Source organism: Thermogutta terrifontis, from assembly GCF_002277955.1.
GTDB classification, from domain to species: domain Bacteria; phylum Planctomycetota; class Planctomycetia; order Pirellulales; family Thermoguttaceae; genus Thermogutta; species Thermogutta terrifontis.
In genome coordinates this window covers 4035510-4056353 of the sequence record NZ_CP018477.1, presented here as the reverse complement: position 1 = coordinate 4056353, position 20844 = coordinate 4035510, and the positions used below count along the sequence as shown (strand labels likewise).

The 20844-nt window shown below is 57.7% G+C and carries 1 protein-coding gene; it reads left to right on the top strand.

Going from position 1 to position 20844, the window contains the following annotated elements:
- Window positions 1-473: 473 nt before the first annotated feature.
- Entirely contained in the window at window positions 474-20750 is a 20277-nt protein-coding gene (locus tag THTE_RS14955) for a GEVED domain-containing protein (protein ID WP_095416187.1), read from the top strand.
- The last annotated feature ends 94 nt before the right edge of the window (window positions 20751-20844 follow it).

Below are 20844 nucleotides of genomic sequence, written 5' to 3'. Positions count from 1 at the left end.
AGACTGGTGGCATCAACCAGCGGTTCGACCCTCCTCGACGGTCCGCACTCCTCCCCAAAGCCCCGAATGGGTATCACCGACGCGAACCGACCATCCAGGCGGCCCAATCCGCTATAACCCTACCAAATGGGTACGTCCGACCCCATTAAAATGGCGACTCCGTAACAACTGTGGCGATTTGGCGGGAAATGCGGGAACTGGCGAAACGGTCAACGCATCTAAATGGTTCGAAACGGAGTCCTGGGATGGTCCGCGCGCTAAGAGGCGAATTTAATGATTGCTCGGGAAAAACGGAGTTTTAGGCAATCTGGAGGATTTTGGTTGCAATTTGGAGACCGGGCAATTTTAATCGGTATACAGCTGCAAATCCGGACTCGTGAACACTTAGCAAAGGTAACTTTTTCGGATTAATCGACGGTAACAATCCTGCCATTCTTATTCATGATCCGGCACCGCGAGAGGGAGAACCGGCAATGAAGATTTGGGATGCGATGCGCTTGTTCTCGTCCCGAACCCGCAAGGCAAAGAAGTCATCTGCCAAGAGAGAACGGAAATCAAAGGCCCATCGGCCTCGCGACTTGCGTGTCGAACGCGTGGAAGACCGCTTGCTCCTGAGCATCAGTCCCTCCACGTTGGAGCAAGTGTGGCAGGACACGCTGAATCGTGCAATTCAGCAGGCAAGTGACCTCAACCGCTATTCCGACTACCAACTCTCGCAGACCACCGACTGGGTCGTGGGGATTGGCGATTCCCTGAACCCCAACCAGGTGGCCACGCTTCTAGGGGCCCAGTATGTAGCGGTGCCCACCGGCATCAAAGGGGCGTATGTATTCCGCTTTGATTCCAGCGTGAACTGGCAAACCGCGGTCAGCCGGATGGAAAACAGTGGCGGGGTCGTTCAGTATTTCTATCCTCTGGTGCCGCAGGAGCGTCAGCCCCGCTTTATTCCGAACGATCCATTCTTCACTGATCAGTGGCATTTACTGAACACAGGACAGGGCGGGGGCACTCCGGGGCAGGATATCAACGTGGTGTCGGCTTGGGATTCTGTCCAGGGTGACAACGTCGTCATCGGAATCGTTGACGACGGACTCGAGTACACCCATCCCGACCTGGCCCCCAATTACCGCCCCGACCTCAGCTACGATTTTAATCAAGGTGATGCGGATCCCGCACCAGGCGCGGGGGACTTTCACGGCACCGCGGTGGCGGGGGTGAGTGCCGCCGCGGGCAACAATGGCCTGGGAGTAGCCGGAGTGGCTTTCGATGCTCAGCTTGCGGGTTTGCGCCTTATCGCCGGGCCAACGAGTGATCTTCTGGAATCCCAGGCTCTGACCCATCGCCTGGATGCGATTCAGGTGTTCAATAACAGTTGGGGGCCTCCTGATGCGGGCGTGGGCTTGCCGTTTGCCATGTTCGCTGGCCCCGGACCGTTGACTCTCGCAGCGCTTCAGCAGGGTGCGACAACCGGTCGAAACGGGCTTGGCACAATCTACGTTTGGGCAGCAGGAAACGGCGGAGCCGGCGGCGATAATTCCAACTACGACGGCTATGCCAACTCCCGATTCACGCTCGCCGTCGGTAGCTTGGATGCTAACGGTCGCCAGGCCTGGTATTCTGAGCCCGGTGCTAATCTCTTTGTTTCTGCTTACGCCGACGGCATCACCACAACGGATATCACGGGAGATAGTGGCTACAACGTCACCGGCAACGCGGATGGTGACCCGCTGGTCAACACGGATTATACCTCTACCTTCGCTGGTACATCTGCCGCTGCCCCGGTCGTATCCGGCGTCATCGCGTTAATGCTCCAAGCGAATCCTAACCTGAGCTACCGGGATATCGAGTACATTCTTGCCCAAACAGCGCGGCAGGTAGATCCCACTGATCCCGACTGGACAGTCAACGCCGCCGGTTACCACATCAATCACAAGTATGGATTCGGAGCTATTGATGCCGCCGCGGCGGTGCAGGCTGCCAGGAACTGGAAGCCCGTTGGACCGGAAGTTGCCCTCGATTCCGGCGTCTTCCAGGTCAATCAGAATATCCCCGACAACAATCCGGCCGGTATTTCCAGCGTCATCAGCATGGCGCCGGACATCAATAAAGTCGAATGGGTTGAGGTAACGGTCGACATCTCTCACCTGAGCCCTGGGGATCTGGAAATCGTCCTTGTATCTCCCTCCGGAACGCAGTCTGTCCTTGCCACACCGCACATCCATAATCCGTTTGACACGGGTATTCGATGGACGTTCACAACCAATCGTAACTGGGGAGAAACCTCGGGCGGTGACTGGACCCTCATTGTCCGGGACCGTGTCGGCGGAATCGTCGGCCGACTCAATTCCTGGCGGTTGACCGTGTACGGTCAGCAAGTTCCCGGTACTCCACCGGATCTCGTCGCCGTCATCCCCAACGAGGGAAGCCTGATCGAAGAAGGTACGGAGCTCAATGTTGCCCCGCGAGAGCTCATCCTCCGCTTCAATGAGGGCCAGCGGCTCGATCCCCGAACGTTGGGCGCTATTCAGTTCGTCCGCGCCGGCGGGGATGATTCGTTCAATGAAGGCAACGAGGTCGTGGTTCCCATCGGCTATATCGGCATCGGCGACAAGCCGAACGAGGTTATTGTCCGCTTCGCCGAGAATCTTCCCGATGACAAGTATCGCCTCATTATCAAGGGAACGGGCCCGAATCCGCTCATGAACCTGGATTCGCCGCCGCTGCCTTTCCGGTATGATCCGGATCTGAAGGTGGGGCGGGATCTCACAATGGAGTTCGACATAAACCTTGGACCTCAGGTCCTGGCGGTCGTGCCGCAACCGGTCTACCGCGGCGACTGGCAAATCACCGCCCCGGCGGTCAATCAGATCAGCGACGGACAGACATTCCGGGTAAGCGACGGGACGATCGCAGTCACTTTCGAATTCGATACCGGCAACGGAGTTCGCAGCGGCAACGTTCCCGTTGTCTATTCAAATTCAGATAGCGCTCAGGTTATCGCGCAGAAAATCGCTAACGCTATTTTGAGCCAGGGTCTCAACCTGACTGTTCAGCTCGCCGGTACAGTCATCACATTGCGGGGCAATCAGGTCTACGTTGACCGACAAAACAGCTCTTTGGCCGTAAAAAGTCTCTATCAGGAACGCAACATCATCGAAGTTTACTTCAGTGATGACAAGCTCGATCGGAATGCAGCCCAGGATCCCCGGTTTTACCAGCTTATTTTCACGAAGGAGACGGCCTCTCCCGATGATGATGTCGTTGTCAATCCGGTCTCCGTCACGTACGACGCCAACAAGAATGTGGTCCGACTGGACTTTGGGCAGGATCTGGCGAACTTCGGCACCGGAGCCGCGCGGTTGCGAATCGGCAGTGAATATCGGCCAATTCAAACCTGGAATATGTCAGAAGGTGGCGACGCACCGTCTACCTTCTATAACGCCGTAGTTATCGGGAACGGATTCGGCAGCGGAACGGTTGGTCAAAGCGTTATCATCAGCGGCACCATCGTCACTCCGAGTTCGGTTTCATACAACCTCGAATGGCCGGGCGCTATCGATGAACCAGGCCACCGAGACCTACCGGATTACGATAGCATCTTGATTGAAGACCACTATCAAACCGGCGAGTCCAGCCCGGACGGTTCCACGCAAATTCCGACCATTCCCTATTCCTTCCCCAAGGCTAGTTGGAATCTCATTACCGAAGCACAAAAGCAACGGGCGCGGGAAATCTTCGAAATCTTTGGCCACTATCTGGGAATTCAGTTCTATGAATCGGAACAGGGCGGTCTGGCCATTGTTACCGGCGACCTCGCGCTGATGGGCCTCCAGTCTGCACCGGGCGGTGTCGCCGGTGTGGCGGGAGGAGGCATGGCAGTCATGGATTACGCCGAGAACTGGGGCGCCAGCGAATTCGGCGGCGCCTGGTTCCAGGTAGCGATGCACGAAATCGGCCACCTGCTGGGGTATGGGCACAGCTACGATCTTCCTCCGTTCGTGATCATGGGCAGTTCGGAAGACGCCCAGGCCGTCGTCGGCTCATTTGAGCCGGTGTTCCCCGGTGTGGCCGACATCATCCACGGCCGCCACATGTTCCGGCCGGACAACATGGACATCGACATGTACCGCTTCGACCTCAATGAGCGGGGTCTGGTGGATGTCGAGGTCCTGGCGGAGCGAATGACGAACTCCAGCCTCCTGAATGCAGCCGTCACACTCTATCGCGAAGTTCAGGTCGCGCAGAAGTACATCGTAATGGAGAATGGCGTGCCCGTCGAGAAGGAATTTCTCCAAACAACCTATGAGGTCGTGGCACGCAATGACGACTTCTACAGCGACGACTCGGCACTGAGAGTTTATCTCACCCCGGGACGTTACTACATCGGAGTGAGCGCCAGCGGGAACACGCAGTACGACCCAACTCTGGACAACTCCGGAATCGGCGGCGTGACCCAGGGCGAGTACAAACTTCGGGTGACGTACAGGCCCGGCGGCGTGGATCCTAACAACCCAGAAACGTTCCGCGATCCGAACACGGCCCGTCCATCCCATCTGATTGACGCCACCGGAGTTTACTTTGATGGCGACATGGACGGCGTTCCTGGCGGCGACTACAACTTTTGGTTCAACGTCCAACCAGCTAGCAAGACCATCTTTGTCGACAAGCTTTCCGGGTCGTCTTCACCCACGGGATCCATCGATAATCCTTTCAGCACAATTGCCGGCGCACTCGCTGCGGCACAGCCGGGCACGATTGTGCGCATTGTGGGTAACAACTTTGCCAACGACGACCCAAACAACCCGGCAACCCTTCGGGATAATGTCCCCTATGAAATCGGGCGCCGGTTGGTGGATAACGCGCCGCTTGCCGACGGTGTGCGGATGGATGTACCCAAAGGCGTCACCGTGATGATCGACGCCGGGGCAGTCATCAAACTGTTCCGTTCGAACATCATGGTGGGCAGCATTGCCGAAGGCATTGATCGAAGCGGCGGCGCTCTTCAGGTCTTGGGCACGCCATTCCACTCGGTCTATTTCACTTCGTACTATGACGAGTCTCTCGGCCGGGATGCCGAACCCAATAACACCACAATTCCCATGCCGGGCGATTGGGGCGGCATCGTCTTTAAGAACGATCTGGACTACCAGTTCATCAAGGCGTACGATCCGGCCTCTGGACTTCCGCCGCGTCAGGTTCTGGAAGATCAGGGAATATTCCTCAACTACATCGGCAATGCTGACATCCGATACGGCGGCGGTGAGGTCATCGTCAACGGTATTCGCTCGGTCTACGATCCGGTCCACATGGTGGAAGCCCGGCCAACCATTGTTTTCAGCCGGGTCACCCACAGTGCGGATGCCGCCATGTCGGCCGATCCCAACAGCTTCGCCGACACGAAGTATCAGAGTTGGGACCCGAATGCACCCTACACCGTCGATTACGAGCGAATTGGCCCGGTCATTCACGGAAACTATGTCGTCAACAACACCATCAACGGGCTTTATGTTCGGGTGAAAACCCCGGCTGGTGGCGCGACAAAGAAACTCACCACATTCGGCCGCTGGGATGACTGGGACATTGTTCACTATGTTCCCGAAAACCTGGCAATTGCTGGGACGCCAGGCGGGCCGATCCAAAAGGCTTCCACCGCTCCCGCAGTCACCCTGCTGAACGACTTCCAGATCCAGCTCCCGGCAGGGAGTGTCTCGCTCGACGGCCAGTACTTCTCGATCTTCGATGGCCGTACCCGCGTGGTGTTCGAGTTCGACAACGGCGATGGCGTGCTACCAGGCCGAATTGCCGTGCCCTACACGCTGAGCAGCACGGCGGCTGACGTCGCCACCGCGCTGGCCAACGCGATCAATTCGGCAAGGACTTCTCGAGGGTTGGATGTCACGGCGACAAGTGCCGGCGCGACCGTGACGCTGCGTCAGTTGGGTGCGCAACTGAAAGTGGAAGGCTTGGGCAATCGAGAGGCCCGGATCGACGCCCGGCTGATGATTGATCCCGGCGTGATCGTCAAATTGCAGGGCAGCCGCATTGAAACCGAAGTGGGCGCCCAGCTTATCGCCGAAGGTCGTCCGGGCTTTGCCGAAACAGTTCCTGGTTACAAGGTGGTCTTCACTTCGGTTCTCGACAATCGCTATGGCGCTGGCGGAACGTTCAATACGGCCCAGAACACGAGCGGTCAGCAACCCCGACCCGGCGATTGGGCAGGGATTGGCTTCGCGCCGATGTCTGAGGGCAGCATTGATCAGGCCATCATCGCGTACGCGGGCGGCCAGTCTGCTATTGAGGGTGGTTTTGCCGGTTTCGACCCGATTGAAATCCGTCAGGCACACGTCCGCATTGCCAACACCCGCTTCGAAAACAATGCGGCCAATTCGGCCGGCGACCGCAACGGCCGCGGGTTCATCACACCTGCCACCATCTATGTCCGGGGCGCTCAACCGGTGATCGTAAACAACCGGTTCGTCAACAACCAGGGCCACGTCGTCAGCATCGATGTGAACTCCCTCAATGCTTGGGAAGTACCCGACTGGGGTCGCAGCACGGGATTTATCGACGCCTTCGAAGAATACTCGGACAACTTTGGACCCCTGGTTCGTGGCAACCGCATGACCGGCAACCAGTTCAACGGCATGGAGGTGCGTGCCGGCACGCTGAATGCCCAGGGAGTCTGGGACGACACGGATATCGTCCATATCGTCTACGACGAAATTGTCATCCCCAACTACCATCACGAGGGTGGCTTACGCCTGCAAAGCAGCCGCGATAAGAGCCTCGTGGTCAAGTTGTGGGGGCAGAATGCCGGCATCACCGCAGCTGGTGGTCCCGCCGAGATCGATGACCGCATCGGCGGTATCCTGCAGATCATCGGGATGCCTGGCTATCCGGTGATCTTCACCTCGCTCGCCGATGATTCGGTTGGCGCCGGTCTGGATATTTTTGGCAATCCGCAGTATGACACAAATGGTAACGGCACAAGCACCGGCCGACCCGGCGATTGGCGGAGCATCCAATTCACCGAGTACGCGCACGACCGGAATGTGGCTACGGTTGTGGAAGCCGAAACCGGTCAGGACAGCGTGGACCGTAATCCGTATCCACAACAGGCGCAGTATCTGGGACAGCTCGCGCCCAACGAGAAGGCTGGCGATGACAATTTGCGGTTGGGCTTCGATGTGTACGGGACCGTACGGTTCAACTCGCCCAACGACTCAGACGTGTACAGCTTTGACGCCACGGCCGGCACGGAAGTGTGGATTGACATCGACCGGACCACTTTCGCGCTCGACACGATTGTGGAGTTGATCGATGCCGACGGCAACGTCCTGGCCCGCAGCGACAACTCCCTGAACGAACTTCCGGAAGGCTCTCAGACGACCCAGGCCCAGTCCATGAACAGGGACGCCTGGATTCGCTCGACGTCGAGCAATCGGTCGGAGTTGGGCGATTACTACAGCATCAATCCGCGGGATTCCGGAATGCGCGTGGTCTTGCCCGGCCCGGCCGGAGAGGTCCACACATACTACGTCCGGGTTCGCAGCCCGCTGGCGGTGACGAATATCCCCTCCGGCTCTCAGATCGCCGACGGGACGCAGTTCCTGGTTTCCGACAACTTTCAGACGATTGTGTTCGAATTTGACAAGAACCGGGCACTGAACGACGCCAATGCCGTTCCCGTGACTATTGACAACACGATGACGGCCGACCAGGTTGCGAACGCCATCGTGGCCGCCATCAATGGGCAGCAGCTCGCGAAAGGGTTTGAGGTCACTGCCAGGTATGTCGGCGGCAAAATCTTCCTGGATGGTGTTCACGCCCAGTTCAACGCCCTCAACACGCCGGTGCGGGTCATCAACAACACGTCCGGCCATTACCAACTTCAGATCCGCTTGAAGGAGATGCAGGAAGTGGCCGGCGGCATGGTCAAATACGCTGACGTGCGTTATGCCACCAACGGTATCGAAATCTTCGGCCAGCCAGCGCATCATCCGCTGCTGGGTGAAACGAGCGAAACGACGGCAAACAACGATACCATCGGCAATGCCCAATATCTGGGCAATCTCCTCAGCAACGACCGCAACACGATCTCCGTGGCAGGCTATCTCAGCGGGCGGACTGACGTTGACTGGTACCGCTTTGATGTCAACCTCCAGGGCATCCAGTCGATTGCTGGTCTCAACGACCTGGGTGCGATTTGGTCCACCATTTTCGATATCGATTACGCCGATGGAATGGCCCGACCGGACCTGTCGATCTGGGTCTTCGACAGCCAGGGGCGTCTGATCCTCCGGAGCACGGATTCCAACATCGCGGATGACATGGCCCTGGTCATTGGTAACGCCATTGAAGACCTGAACCGTGGATCAGTTGGCAATCGCGATCCTTACATCGGGCCGGTCTATTTGCCGGAGAGCAACACGGCGACCTATTACATCGCTGTGACCTCTGTGCTGGCAACGCCGCAGGTCCTCTCGTCGGTGATCGGTGGAACATGGAGCGCCGATTCCACAGCCTATCCGCTGGTACGACTCGAACCGATCAACTCCATCACGCGGATTGTCGAGGAGCACATCGAGGGTGGGGCAAACTCGGGCGTCACCACGGTTCAACAGCGTCTGAGCCTTGTCCCCGATGAATTCCACCTGGGTGACGTGGTGTTCTATGCTCTCACGAGTTCCAGCCGGCCTTCCGCTGGGCCTTCCGACCTGTTCACCATCGATCCCTTCACAGGGGCTGTGGAAACCGACGTGACCGACTGGTCGGATCTCCATCTGCCGGGCAGTCCCAGCATCGCTTATCACGATATTGCCATGCGGAACGATGGCCGGTTGATGACGGTCACGCAGGGACCGGGGAACGATTTCAATCCGCGTTATCGCGAGTTCGATACAGGTAATGCGAATAACTTGCTCCTTGATACCGACACTGGGATCAATATTATTCGCCGCGATCCAAACAATTTGAATGCCTTGCAGAATGATCCCAATAATAGCCTCTATGTGGAGGCGATTGTCCATCATTACTCAAATACCGGCAATTTGGGCCGCCAGGTGATGATCGTTGGAAATGTGCCTAATCCTGATCTCGGTGGCGGCCTCACAGGCGTTACCTCCGGACACAACTTGGTTTGGATCCTCAACCCCGATGGAACGGCGATCAATCATTACCTGATTAACAGCGGCCAGCGAGCTTCCGGTGATCGATTGTTCAGCAATATCGTCCCGGTGGGTCAGCTCTTCTCAGCCCCCACAATTCTTGTCAACCCAGCCTCTCAGCTTGAGCCGGTTTACCAGTTCCCAGGTGGTGTCCAACCACGGGATTTCCGGGATGGAGATTGGTTCGAAATTACAGATGCGGCTGGAACGACATACAGGTTTGAATTCGATCTTGGTATCGATGTTCGCATTGATCCGCAGGGAGCCGCGGCGTTCCGCGATGGAGATAACTTCACACTGGTTAATGCCATCACGGGTGCATGGCAAACATTCGAATTCAACAGCGGGCCGGTGATTGTTCTGCCGGCGACGGCCACGGCGGCGTTGGATGGCGTGGTCGTGACCATTCATGGTACGCCACCAGGTGGTGGTACCGCTTCAATTTCTTTCGAGTTCGACAACAACAATAACCTGACCAATCCAGGAAACGTTCGTGTTGCCTTTAACAATGGAGACCAAGGAAGTGTCCTGGCGGCGAACCTGGTGAACGCCATCAACGCTCAAACCGGCTTCACGGTGGTCGCCAGCTCTGTGAATAATCGTGTCTCCCTCATAAATGATTCGCAGTCCACGCTTCCTACCAGCAGCAATCCGGCCCTAGTGCAAATCCAGGGTGATTTCGGCGTGACATCAGGCCAACCCATCTCGTTTGAAGAGACCTGGACGAGTCGACAACTCGGGCAGAATATCGAGTCAGTTGTTGACGCGTCAGGGATCGGTGTCGATGCGAGCTACGCCTATCGAACGACGGATTCCACAAATCCGATGAGTCCCGGCGATCGCATCTCCTTCCTGAACGCCGGGATTCCGAATTTTGCCAACGCTCCTGGACTGACCTGGGTCGATGGAACTCACGGCACGACCTATGGAACTCGCATCACGTTTGGGGCGGGCGACACGGCCCAGCAAATGGCACAGGCCATCGCCAACGCCATCAACGCGACCATGGGTCCCGGTACGGCTGTGGCCGTGGGAGCAACTGTTGAGCTCCGGAACAATGTTGCAACGACGAATCCCGTCAATCTCACCAACGCCCCGCAGCTCGACTTTACGGGCGAGGGCGTCGGCGGAGATATTACGGGACTGGCCTGGCTGAACGTCCCCGGAACCGGGTGGCGGCTCTTCGCAGTCTCCAACACCGGTGGTTTGTATTATGTTGACAATATAAGTGCCCACGCAAACGGTGGTTCGTGGGGCTTTACCCCGGTCGATCCACAACAGGGTGTACGCTACTTCACACGGAACCCCAACGGTGGTCCGCAGCTCCATTACATCACTCAGGTTCGTAATCCCACCACTGGGGCCCCAATACAATTCAGCGGCCTGGCCGCCGGTCCACAGAACGTGGAGGACGGCAAATATGCCACCACGCTCTTCGCCTCGGATCTTTCAGGCAATGTGTATGCGATGGACATCACCGGGAATTTGCTCGGCGTGTTTGTGCAGGGGCAGAGGAGTATCAATCCCGATCCATATGTAGGCAATATCTACGGAATTGCCTTCTCACCAATTGATTACAATCTGTGGCACTGGACAGCCCGGCGTGAAAACGACGACGGACACGGCATTTACTCCACATTCGATAGCAGCCGTGTTCCACAAGAGGGTTATAATCCGCTCCTGGAAGGGAACCGGAGCTACTACTTCGGCCTGGATGCTCCGGACGACGGTATCGGTAACGAGACGCAACCCGGTGCCACCAACTTTACGACCAGTCAGAATAGCGATGGCAGCCGCCTCATGACGTATAATCTGCCCGGCGGTGCCTACGGGAGTTTGACAAGCGGAACCTTCAGCCTGAAAGGTTACAGCCCGGCTGATAAGCCCACCCTCTACTTTAACTACTACGCGGACACGGAAAACAGCAACGATTTTGATAGTCTCCGTGTTTACATCTCCAACGACGGCGCGAACTGGACGCTGCTCGCCACCAACACGGACCTCAACGACGGGATGCTCATTGCCCCCAATCGTGAGCAACCCGGTTATGGCGGTTACATCCGCGAAATTATCGATCTGGGCGGGAACTGGCGTCAGGCCCGACTGGATCTGAGCCAGTTCGCGGGATTGGATAACCTGCGGCTTCGCTTTGACTTCAGCACCGCCAGCGACATGGACATCGGTGATCCTACGACCGGCGGTGAATATCTGACTGCCCCTGCAGCAGCCGAACTCCATGATGGAGCGACTTTCGTTGTCGGTGGCATTACGTTCGAGTTCGACCTTGGCTATGCCCTCGTCCTGCCCAACGTCGCCGGGATTAAAATCAACGACGGCGACTACTTCACCGTGCAAATTGGCCCGCAGGTCGAGACATTCGAATTCGATAAAGATGGTAGCGTGCAGTCGGGTCGGCGAGCAATTTCCATCAACAATAATATGACCACCCGGCAGGTCGCGGATGCCATCGCGGCTGCTGTTAATGGCGCAAACATGGGCGTGCAGGCTTATGTGCCGCCGGACAGCATTTTTACTGGTCCTAATGGATATCGCGTGTTCCTGATCTCGGCGACTGGCGTCACACAGGGTACTTCATCCGGCCAGCCTCTCCAGTGGTCCATCGAAGGATCGACGCCGGGGCAATACACACCGGGTCGCGTGCCGGTTTACATTCGGCCGGATATGACCCAGCTCGAAGTGTCGAAACTGATCACGGATGCCGTCAACAGGGCGTTCCGAGTTCAGCCCAACCAGATCTTTATTCCGCCGACCTATACCGTGGCTACTCTGGCCGGCACTACCGCCACGCTGGTGGCGCTCAATTCGCTGAATGTCCCCTCCTTTGTGGTTCTCTATTTCGATCCTGGCAACACGGGCAGTTACGCGGTGAAACGACCGGATGATCCAAACGATCCAAATAATCAGTTCTTCACAAGGCTTCCCGCGGGAGCGCGCGCTGATTACGGACTTAATGTCGGTCTGATGGGGGCCACTACACCCGCCCAGATCGCGGACCGCATCCGTGATGCGCTCAATCTATTGGCTCGTGACACAGGTGTGCAAGTCTCGGCCACGAGTACGACAACCGGGTTTGTACAACTGTTTGGGCCGCAGGTGGCCTTTGACGGGAGAAATCTGCTTAACCCGGCCAACAGTCCGCTGTTGACCAGTGATCCCAATAGCACGTCGATCAAACTCGACGATCGGAGCGGAGACACAATTGGTGGAACTCAGCCCCTGATGAGATTGTACGGCGTATCTGTCACCAACGCCGGGCCATTGTTCCACTCTAACGTACTGCAGGGCGACAGCACTGACAAATACTACGGTCCAACGGCTCGCTCGAATAACCGCTTCTTCGACTATCGCCGCGGCCAGAATAACAACCATGAGGGTTGGTACATCGATGATATCATCATCGGCTTCGCCGAACGCGGCGAGATGGTCACAAACGCCCCGGCGGGGGTCACGGGTTTTGACTTCCTCCGGCAGCCACGTCTGGATGAGCCGATTGTTGTGCAGGGAAGTTATCAACTGGAAATCCGCCGCGGTGATGAGTTCGGCACTCTGGTGGTCGATCCTTATCGGGTGGTAGTCCTTGCCCAGCAAGCCGATACCAACGATCGCTGGACGCAGGACATCACACTGATCTTTCCTGATGCAACCAAGATCGCCCACGGTGACCGATTCTTCATCGAAGACGGGACGCGCCGTGCGACGTTTGTTTTCCTCGATCAGGATATCGGAACGAACCGACCTATCACGCCACCACTCAATGGGTCGGAAATTCCGGTGTATTTCCGGGCGGTCATGTCAGCCGGAGAGATTGCCAACGCGGTTGCCGACGCCGTCAATTTTGCCCGTTCACAAGGGCGGCTCAATGTGAGCGCTGCCTCGATCCCAACCAGCAACAGGGTTGATCTGTGGGGTGCAACGTATGTAGGCGGAAACCTGGGCGGTGCGAACCCGCAGCCTATTCAGCAGATTCTGTTTGGCGCCACGGACGTTCTGGGTGTCACTCGGTTCCGCTTGTTACCTCCTGCGGGAAACTCCATTGCCCATCGTGACACTTTCACCATCGAGGACGCTTACGGCAATGTGGTCACCTTCATGTTCATCCATCAGAACAGCGGTGAGACACCACCGCCGGGCGTTATTGGAATCTCGTTCAACTTCGGGATGACGAACATTACCATCGCCAACCTCGTGGCCCAAGCTATCAATCAGGCAAATGCCCTCGGGCGGTTGATGGTGACTGCCTCTGTGACGGGACCGGGGATAGTGGATCTTTCGGCCAATGCTCGTGGCGTTTCAGGCGTGCGCTATACCACATTCTTCGATCCCACACTGCCACCAGGAGTGACTCTCTTCCATTCAGACCCCAACGGTCATCCCCTCATCGGTGATCGCAACCAGTATCGCGAGAAGGGACACATTGTCGTCGAATCGATAAGCGTGGTTAACGCGTCGCAGTATGGAATTCGCGTTGAGCCCGGCCCGCGAGATGCTGGCTCAAACAACCCGCATCCAGGCTCCGGTCGGACTCTCAACGCTCCGAACCAGCTCGTGTCGGGTGTGACTCTTAAGAACAACCTGCTCGCATTCAATGGGCAGGGTGGAATCCGGATTAGTGGCTCCACCGGTCAGCCGACTGGTGCTATCCCGTTCGTGCGGGTTGTTAACAACACGGTCTACGGTGGGCTGGCTGCCACGGGCGTGGGTATCGAAGTGGTCAATAACGCTGGTCCCACGCTCCTCAACAACGTGCTCGCCAATCTGAATACGGGCATTCGCGTCGATGCATCCTCAGCTCCGAACACGGTCCTTGGCGGCAATGCCTACCAGGGCAACAACCAGAATGTTCAGGGCATGGGTCTCGGGACATTCGACCGAGTTCTGGCCCCCGGCGCTCCGCTTTTTGTGGATCCCGCCAATTACAACTTCATTCCTGACCGCGGTTCGGAAATCATCGATAGCTCCATCGACGCACTGCAGGAGCGATTCGGATACTACACCTCGGTGCTGCAACCGATCGGTCTGGCTCCGTCCCCGATCATTGCCCCGTCGTACGATCTGTACGGCCAGCTCCGAAAAGACGATCCGGCCGTGAATCCTGGTCCCGGTTCCGGATTGAGCATTTACAAAGACCGGGGTGCCGTCGATCGGGTGGACTTCCGTGGTCCAACGGCGGGTCTGATCGAGCCGCTCGACAACGATCCCGCCGGTATCGACAGGAATCCGGCGAATTATGACGTGTTCATCGCAGGTCGGCGGATCACCCGGTTCGCAATTCGGCTATCAGACGAGGAGGGTGTCGGAATCAATGACCGGACGGTCGTCACCAGTGCCGTCAAGGTGTACCGCGATAATGTTCTGCTCGAGGATGGCAAGGATTACTTCTTCCAATACCATCCCGTTGACAACATCATTTACCTGGTGCCGGCGTCCGGCATATGGTCGATCGGATATACCTACAAGATCGAGCTGGACAATCAGACAATTCGGGATCTTGCTAATAACCCGCTGCAACCGAATCGGCCTGACGGCACCACCTACTTCGTCATCTACCTGGCGGGCATCGACTTCGGTGATGCGCCGGACGCGCCTTATCCCACGACTCTCAAAAACAACGGTGCCAGCCACATCATTGTGCCCGGTTTCTATCTCGGCAGTGGTGTCAGCAACGAACCCGATGCCCGGCAAAATGCCACCGCTACCGGAGACACCTTCGACGACGGTGTCATCTTCGACACCGGCCTACTGATTGGTGGCGATACTCAAATCAAAGTGATCGCCTCTGCCGAGGGGTATCTCGACGCGTGGATTGACCTCAATGCAGATGGCGACTGGGCCGACGCCAACGAACAGGTGCTGGCAAGCTACCACTTGATGGCGGGTGAGAACATTGTCACCATCACATTGCCCGCGGGACTCAATCCGACCACCACGTTCGCACGGTTCCGTTTCAGCGGCACTGGCGGTCTGGCACCCACCGGTCTCGCCCCGGACGGTGAGGTCGAAGACTACCAGGTGGAACTGGTGCCCTACCATGAAGATTTTGGCGACGCCCCGGACAGCTACGGTACAACTCTGGCGGCCGACGGCGCCCGACATATTCTCGGTTCCGGCCTGTATCTGGGCCAGAGTGTGGACGCCGAACTGAATGGCCGGCCGGGGGCCACGGCCCAGGGCGACGACCTGGCTGGAATCGACGACGAGGATGGCGTCACATTCCTCGACGCGTTGGTGCCGGGAAGCCCCGTCGAAGTTCAGGTCGTCGTTAACCTGCCCAGCGGCATGTCTGAAGCGTACCTGCAAGCGTGGGTGGATTTCAACGCAAATAACATTTTCGACGCCAACGAACAGATCTTCACCAACGAGCTTATCACCAACTCGGGCGTTCATAGCCTCCAGTTCGTGGTTCCGACTGATGCAGTCAAGGGCATTACGTACGCCCGATTCCGCATCAGCTCGCAGCCTGATATCGGCTCGACAGGCCAGGCGCCCGACGGGGAGGTCGAAGATTACCGGGTCAGCATTGTGGATGCGCCGGTGGACTTCGGCGATGCTCCGGCACCCTACCCGACACTCCGAGCCGACGGCGGAGCCCGGCACCGCGTGGTTCGCGGTTTCAGCCTTGGCCGACTCGTGGATTACGAACTGGACGGGCAGCCCAACCCCACGGCTACCGGTGACGATACCAGCGACCTGGCGGATGAGGACGGTGTCGTGTTCCTCACGCCGCTGCTGACTGGGGAGCTGGCGACGGTTCAGGTCACCGTCTCCCAGACCGGCGGGTATCTAAATGCGTGGATTGACTACAACGCTGACGGCGATTGGGCGGATCCCGGCGAGCAAATCGTCATCGACCAACTTATCACGAGTGCGACCACACAGATTCAGTTCCGTGTGCCGCGCGATCTCCAGTCCGTGGCAACCTTTGCTCGGTTCCGGTACAGCCACACGCCGGGGCTTTCCTACAACACCTCGCCGTCGATCCCGGATGATCAACTTCCCGACGGTGAAGTAGAAGATTACCTGGTCAACATCATTGCGGGGACCTCGTCCCTCAGCGGTTACATCTTCAACGATCTCAACGCCAACGGTGTCTGGGACACGCAGCCCAGCCAACAGCTTCCGCCGGTGAACGTTTTGCCACCGGGTGCGGGTAATATCATCGTCCCAGCCGGTGACGATCTGGCCAGCGCGGCGATTCCTCTCGGGTTCGACTTCGAATTCTTCGGTAAGACGTACAACCAGATTTACGTGTCAACCAATGGGCTCGTGTCGCTGGCCAATCCTGTGACCACTTTCTCCGCGAGCGGCTTCCCACAGGGCGAACCAGTTCTGGCGCCGTTCTGGGCGGATGTGGATACGCGGGCGACAGGCCAGATCCGGCTCCAGCGGTCCACGAGTGCCCGGGGTAACCCGGTCGTGCAAATCGACTGGATCGACGTTGGCTACTTCAACCAGCATAACGACAAGAAAAACACGTTCTCCCTGTACATCGAGGATGATCCCGGTGGTGACATCGTTGTGTTCCACTACTTCAACATGCAGTGGACCACCGGAGATGGCCAGGGTGTCAACGGGTTTGGTGCCCCTGGGGCTGTCATTGGATACGACGCTGGTGATGGGATCCACTACGCCACGTTCGCTCGGCCCGCCAGTGCGGCCGACCTCGCCACCCTGATGGCTCGACAGGAGTACTCTTTCCGCCTTGATCCCAATAGTGGTCAGCTCTTCGGCGTCGAGCCGGGTCTTGCAGGCGTGTTGGTTTATGTGGACCTTAACAACAACGGTATGCCGGACTCGTTCGAGCCGGTCACCTACACGCAATACGACAATCCGTTAACGCCGAACGTGGACGAGACCGGCTTCTATCAGTTCACCGGCCTGTTCAGCGGGACCTATGTGGTGCGGCATCAGGTGCCGACGAACTGGATTCAGACATATCCGTCGGCGGGCATCGTGCTGCCGGATGGTCAAACCCGGCACCTGCGGGCCCCGGCCGGGAGCGCGCTGGTGGATGGTAATACGTTCTCCCTGTCGAACGGCACCACAACCGTGGTCTTTGAATTCGACAATAACAACACCGTGGCTGCGGGCAATCGCCGCGTGCCGTTCACTGCCACCGACTCACCGAATGTGGTGGCTGCCGCGATTGCCAATGCGATCAACGGCGTTGCGGGATTCGGAATCACCGCAACAGCCGACGGTGACCTCGTTAATCTTGCTGGTCCGAGGGTGATCTTTAATCCGCAGACCAGCCCGGTTCAGGACGTCACCTCGCGGAGTCAGGCCGATGGCTCCTACATTGTCACGCTCGGCACCGGCGAGCAGCTTAACAACGTCACTTTCGGTGACTACCGGCTGGCTACCGTGTCGCTCCAGGATGTTGCCGTGGCTGAGGGCAACAGCGGCAGGACCAAGGTCAAGGTCACGGTCGAGGTTAAAGACTCGTTCGGGGCTCCGATCTCCTTCAACTATCAGACCTCCGACGGCACAGCGACCGTGGCCGACAACGATTACATCCCGGCCTCCGGAACGTTCGTGTTCACCCCACAAGGGGTGCCGCGGCCAACCTGGGACATCCAGTTCCTGACCAAGAATCAATCCAATGACTACGACTTCAGTGCCTGGGGCGATCGGGTTGTATGGGAAAGTTTTGACGGTCAGGATTGGGAAATCTATCTGTACGACGGCACCCAGACACGCCGGTTGACTAACAACACTTCGGACGACCGCATGCCGGCCGTGTTCGGTGATCGGGTCGTCTGGAGTGGGTTTGACGGCCAGGATTGGGAGATCTATCTCTACGACCTCACGACCAACACCACGCAGAAACTCACAGACAACGATTACGACGACATCGACCCGCAACTCTCGAGTGACCTCGTGGTGTGGACGGCGAACGTGGGTGGTGTGCAGCAAATCTTCGCCTACGATCTGGCGGCTGGGGGGAGCCCCGTCAACATCTCCAATAACTCCTTCAACAATTATCTGCCGCAGGTGTCAGGACGTAATGTCACGTGGTACGGTTTCGACGGGTTCGACAACGAGATCTACCTCTACTCGTCGGGTACCACTCGGCAAATCACCAGAAACGTCCTCGACGACCGTTATCCGCGAATTGATGGAAGTAAAGTTGTCTGGCAACAGCATGACGGTACCGACTGGGAAATCGCGATTTACGATATCCCATCAGGCACCACCACACTTCTCACCGCCAACAACGAGGACGACATCCATCCCGACATCTCGGGTAACAATGTTGTCTTCGAGCACAATGACGGCTTCGACACGGAGATCTATTACATCAACCTGAACATCGGGCCGGCGGCTGTCAAACAGATTACCGATAACGCCGTGCACGACGAATTGCCGCGTGTCTATGGCGACCGGCTTGTCTGGCACGCCTTCGTCGGTGGCAATTGGGAGGTGTTCTACACCGATCTCAATGCCAATGTGATCCCGCGCAATATCTCGTCTGACCCCGGCTACGACTGGTATCCTGCCGTCACGAGTGATCTCGTCGTCTGGCGCAGCTATCGCTCCGGCAATTACGAGATCATGGTGGCGCGGCAGAGGCCGGCTGTCGCTCGTGCCACAATCGAGCTGGAAATCGTTGGTGACACGAGGATCGAACCCGATGAAAACTTCTTCCTGAACATCAGCAATCCGCAGCTTGCCGTCATCAGCGATCCGCAGGCTCAGATCCTCATCCTGAACGACGACGGCAGTTTGGATTATGGTGATGCGCCGGCTCCGTATCCGACACTCTTGGCCGACAACGGTGCCCGCCATCTGATCACACCGGGTCTCCGACTGGGTAGTCTGGCCGACGCGGAACCTAACGGCCGACCCAGTGCCCAGGCCAATGGAGATGATACCTATATTTCCGATGATGAAGACGGTGTCGTGTTCAACACTCCGCTGGCAGTCGGTGCTACAGCCACGATTACGGTCACCGCTTCTGGACCGGGCAAGCTGGATGCCTGGATTGATTTCAATCAGGATGGCGACTGGAATGATCCCGGCGAACGCATCTTCACCCGCCGTGATGTCGTGGCTGGCGCGAACGTCCTCACGTTCAATGTACCGGCCGAGGCATTGCTTGGAACCACATTCGCTCGGTTCCGCCTCAGCAGCGGAGGCGTGGACGCTCCGACCGGTTACGCCCCGGATGGTGAGGTCGAAGATTATGCGGTGAATATCACGACGTCCACCACGCAGGTATCGAAACAGGGACGTCGCGTGATCATCACTGGCAGTGCTCTCAATGATAACATTTCGGTCAGCACCGTCGGAAACGTCCACCTCATTGTGGTCAATGGCACGAATTACAGTTACAACGTCAGCGACATCGACGAAGTTCAGTTCGACGGTGCGGGCGGAGAGGACACAATCACGCTCATCGGTACATCGGCAGTGGAGACGTTCCTCTTCACACCCAGCACAGCTCGCATGACGCGCACAGGTTTCACGGTCTCCGCCGTCAATGTTGAGCGCATCATTGCCGACGGCAACGGTGGCCTGGATGGCGCGCAGCTTTACGACAGTGCGGGCGATGAGGTGCTGGAGATTCGGCCCGGCCATGCCACGATGAGTGGTCCTGGCTACTCGTACGAACTGACTAACGTCGCATTCGTACACGGCTATGCCAGCACGGGTAACGACAGTGTTAATCTATACGGCACATCGGGTGACGATACTCTGACGGCCACTCAAACGGAGGCACGCCTGAACAGCACAAACTACGTGGCTCGGGCAAAGTTCTTTGACCGTGTCAGAGTATTCGCCAGCGGCGGTACGGATGCGGCCACGATCACAGGCTCTAGCGGGGCCGACGCGATCCAGGCCAGCCCAACCGGGGCCACCGTGTCCAACGCATCTGTGGAAATCAGCGTCTCTGACTTCGAGAACGTCACCATTCTTGGCGGTGGCGGCGATGACGTGGCTCAACTGTATGACTCGCCGGGCAATGATTTGTTTGTGGCGAAGCCCGGTTTGAGCACGCTCTCTGGTCCCGGCTATTCAATCACGGTGCAGGACGTGCCCACCGTCCATGCTTATGCTCAGGCCGGTGGCCTGGACACCGCCCAACTGTACGATACCGCCGGTGACGATCTCGTGGTGATGACACCCGATTACACGCGAATCACCGGCAACAATTACGTCGCTCGAGCGAAGTTCTTCGACTTTGTCCATGCCTACTCGGCCAACGGCGGTTTCGACACGGCGAAGCTGTACGGTTCGGCCGGAAATGACGTGCTCACGGCGACTCCGGAATTCAGCCGACTCAAAGGCCCCGGCTTCTACAACCGTGCGAAGTTCTTCGAACGAGTGGAGGTTTACGGTGGCGGTGGCTACGACACCGGAGATGTGTGGGACTCCCCAGGCGTGGACCACCTGCAGGCAAACAGCCTGGAGGCTCTCCTCCAGAATCCCGATCTGCCCTACTACGTGTACCTGACGCAGATGGAGAAGGTCAAAGTGAGAGCAACCAGCCCGTCCAACACCAAGCATATTGAGGGTGTCGTGGACTGGCTGATCGCCAAGGGATTCTGGACGGACGTGTGATTAAGACCCAGCCTCACCAAGTCAGTCTTGAGGCTTGACCCATAGACCTGGGTGGACGAAAAACGCGTGAGCGGCGTAGCATGGGCTACGCCGT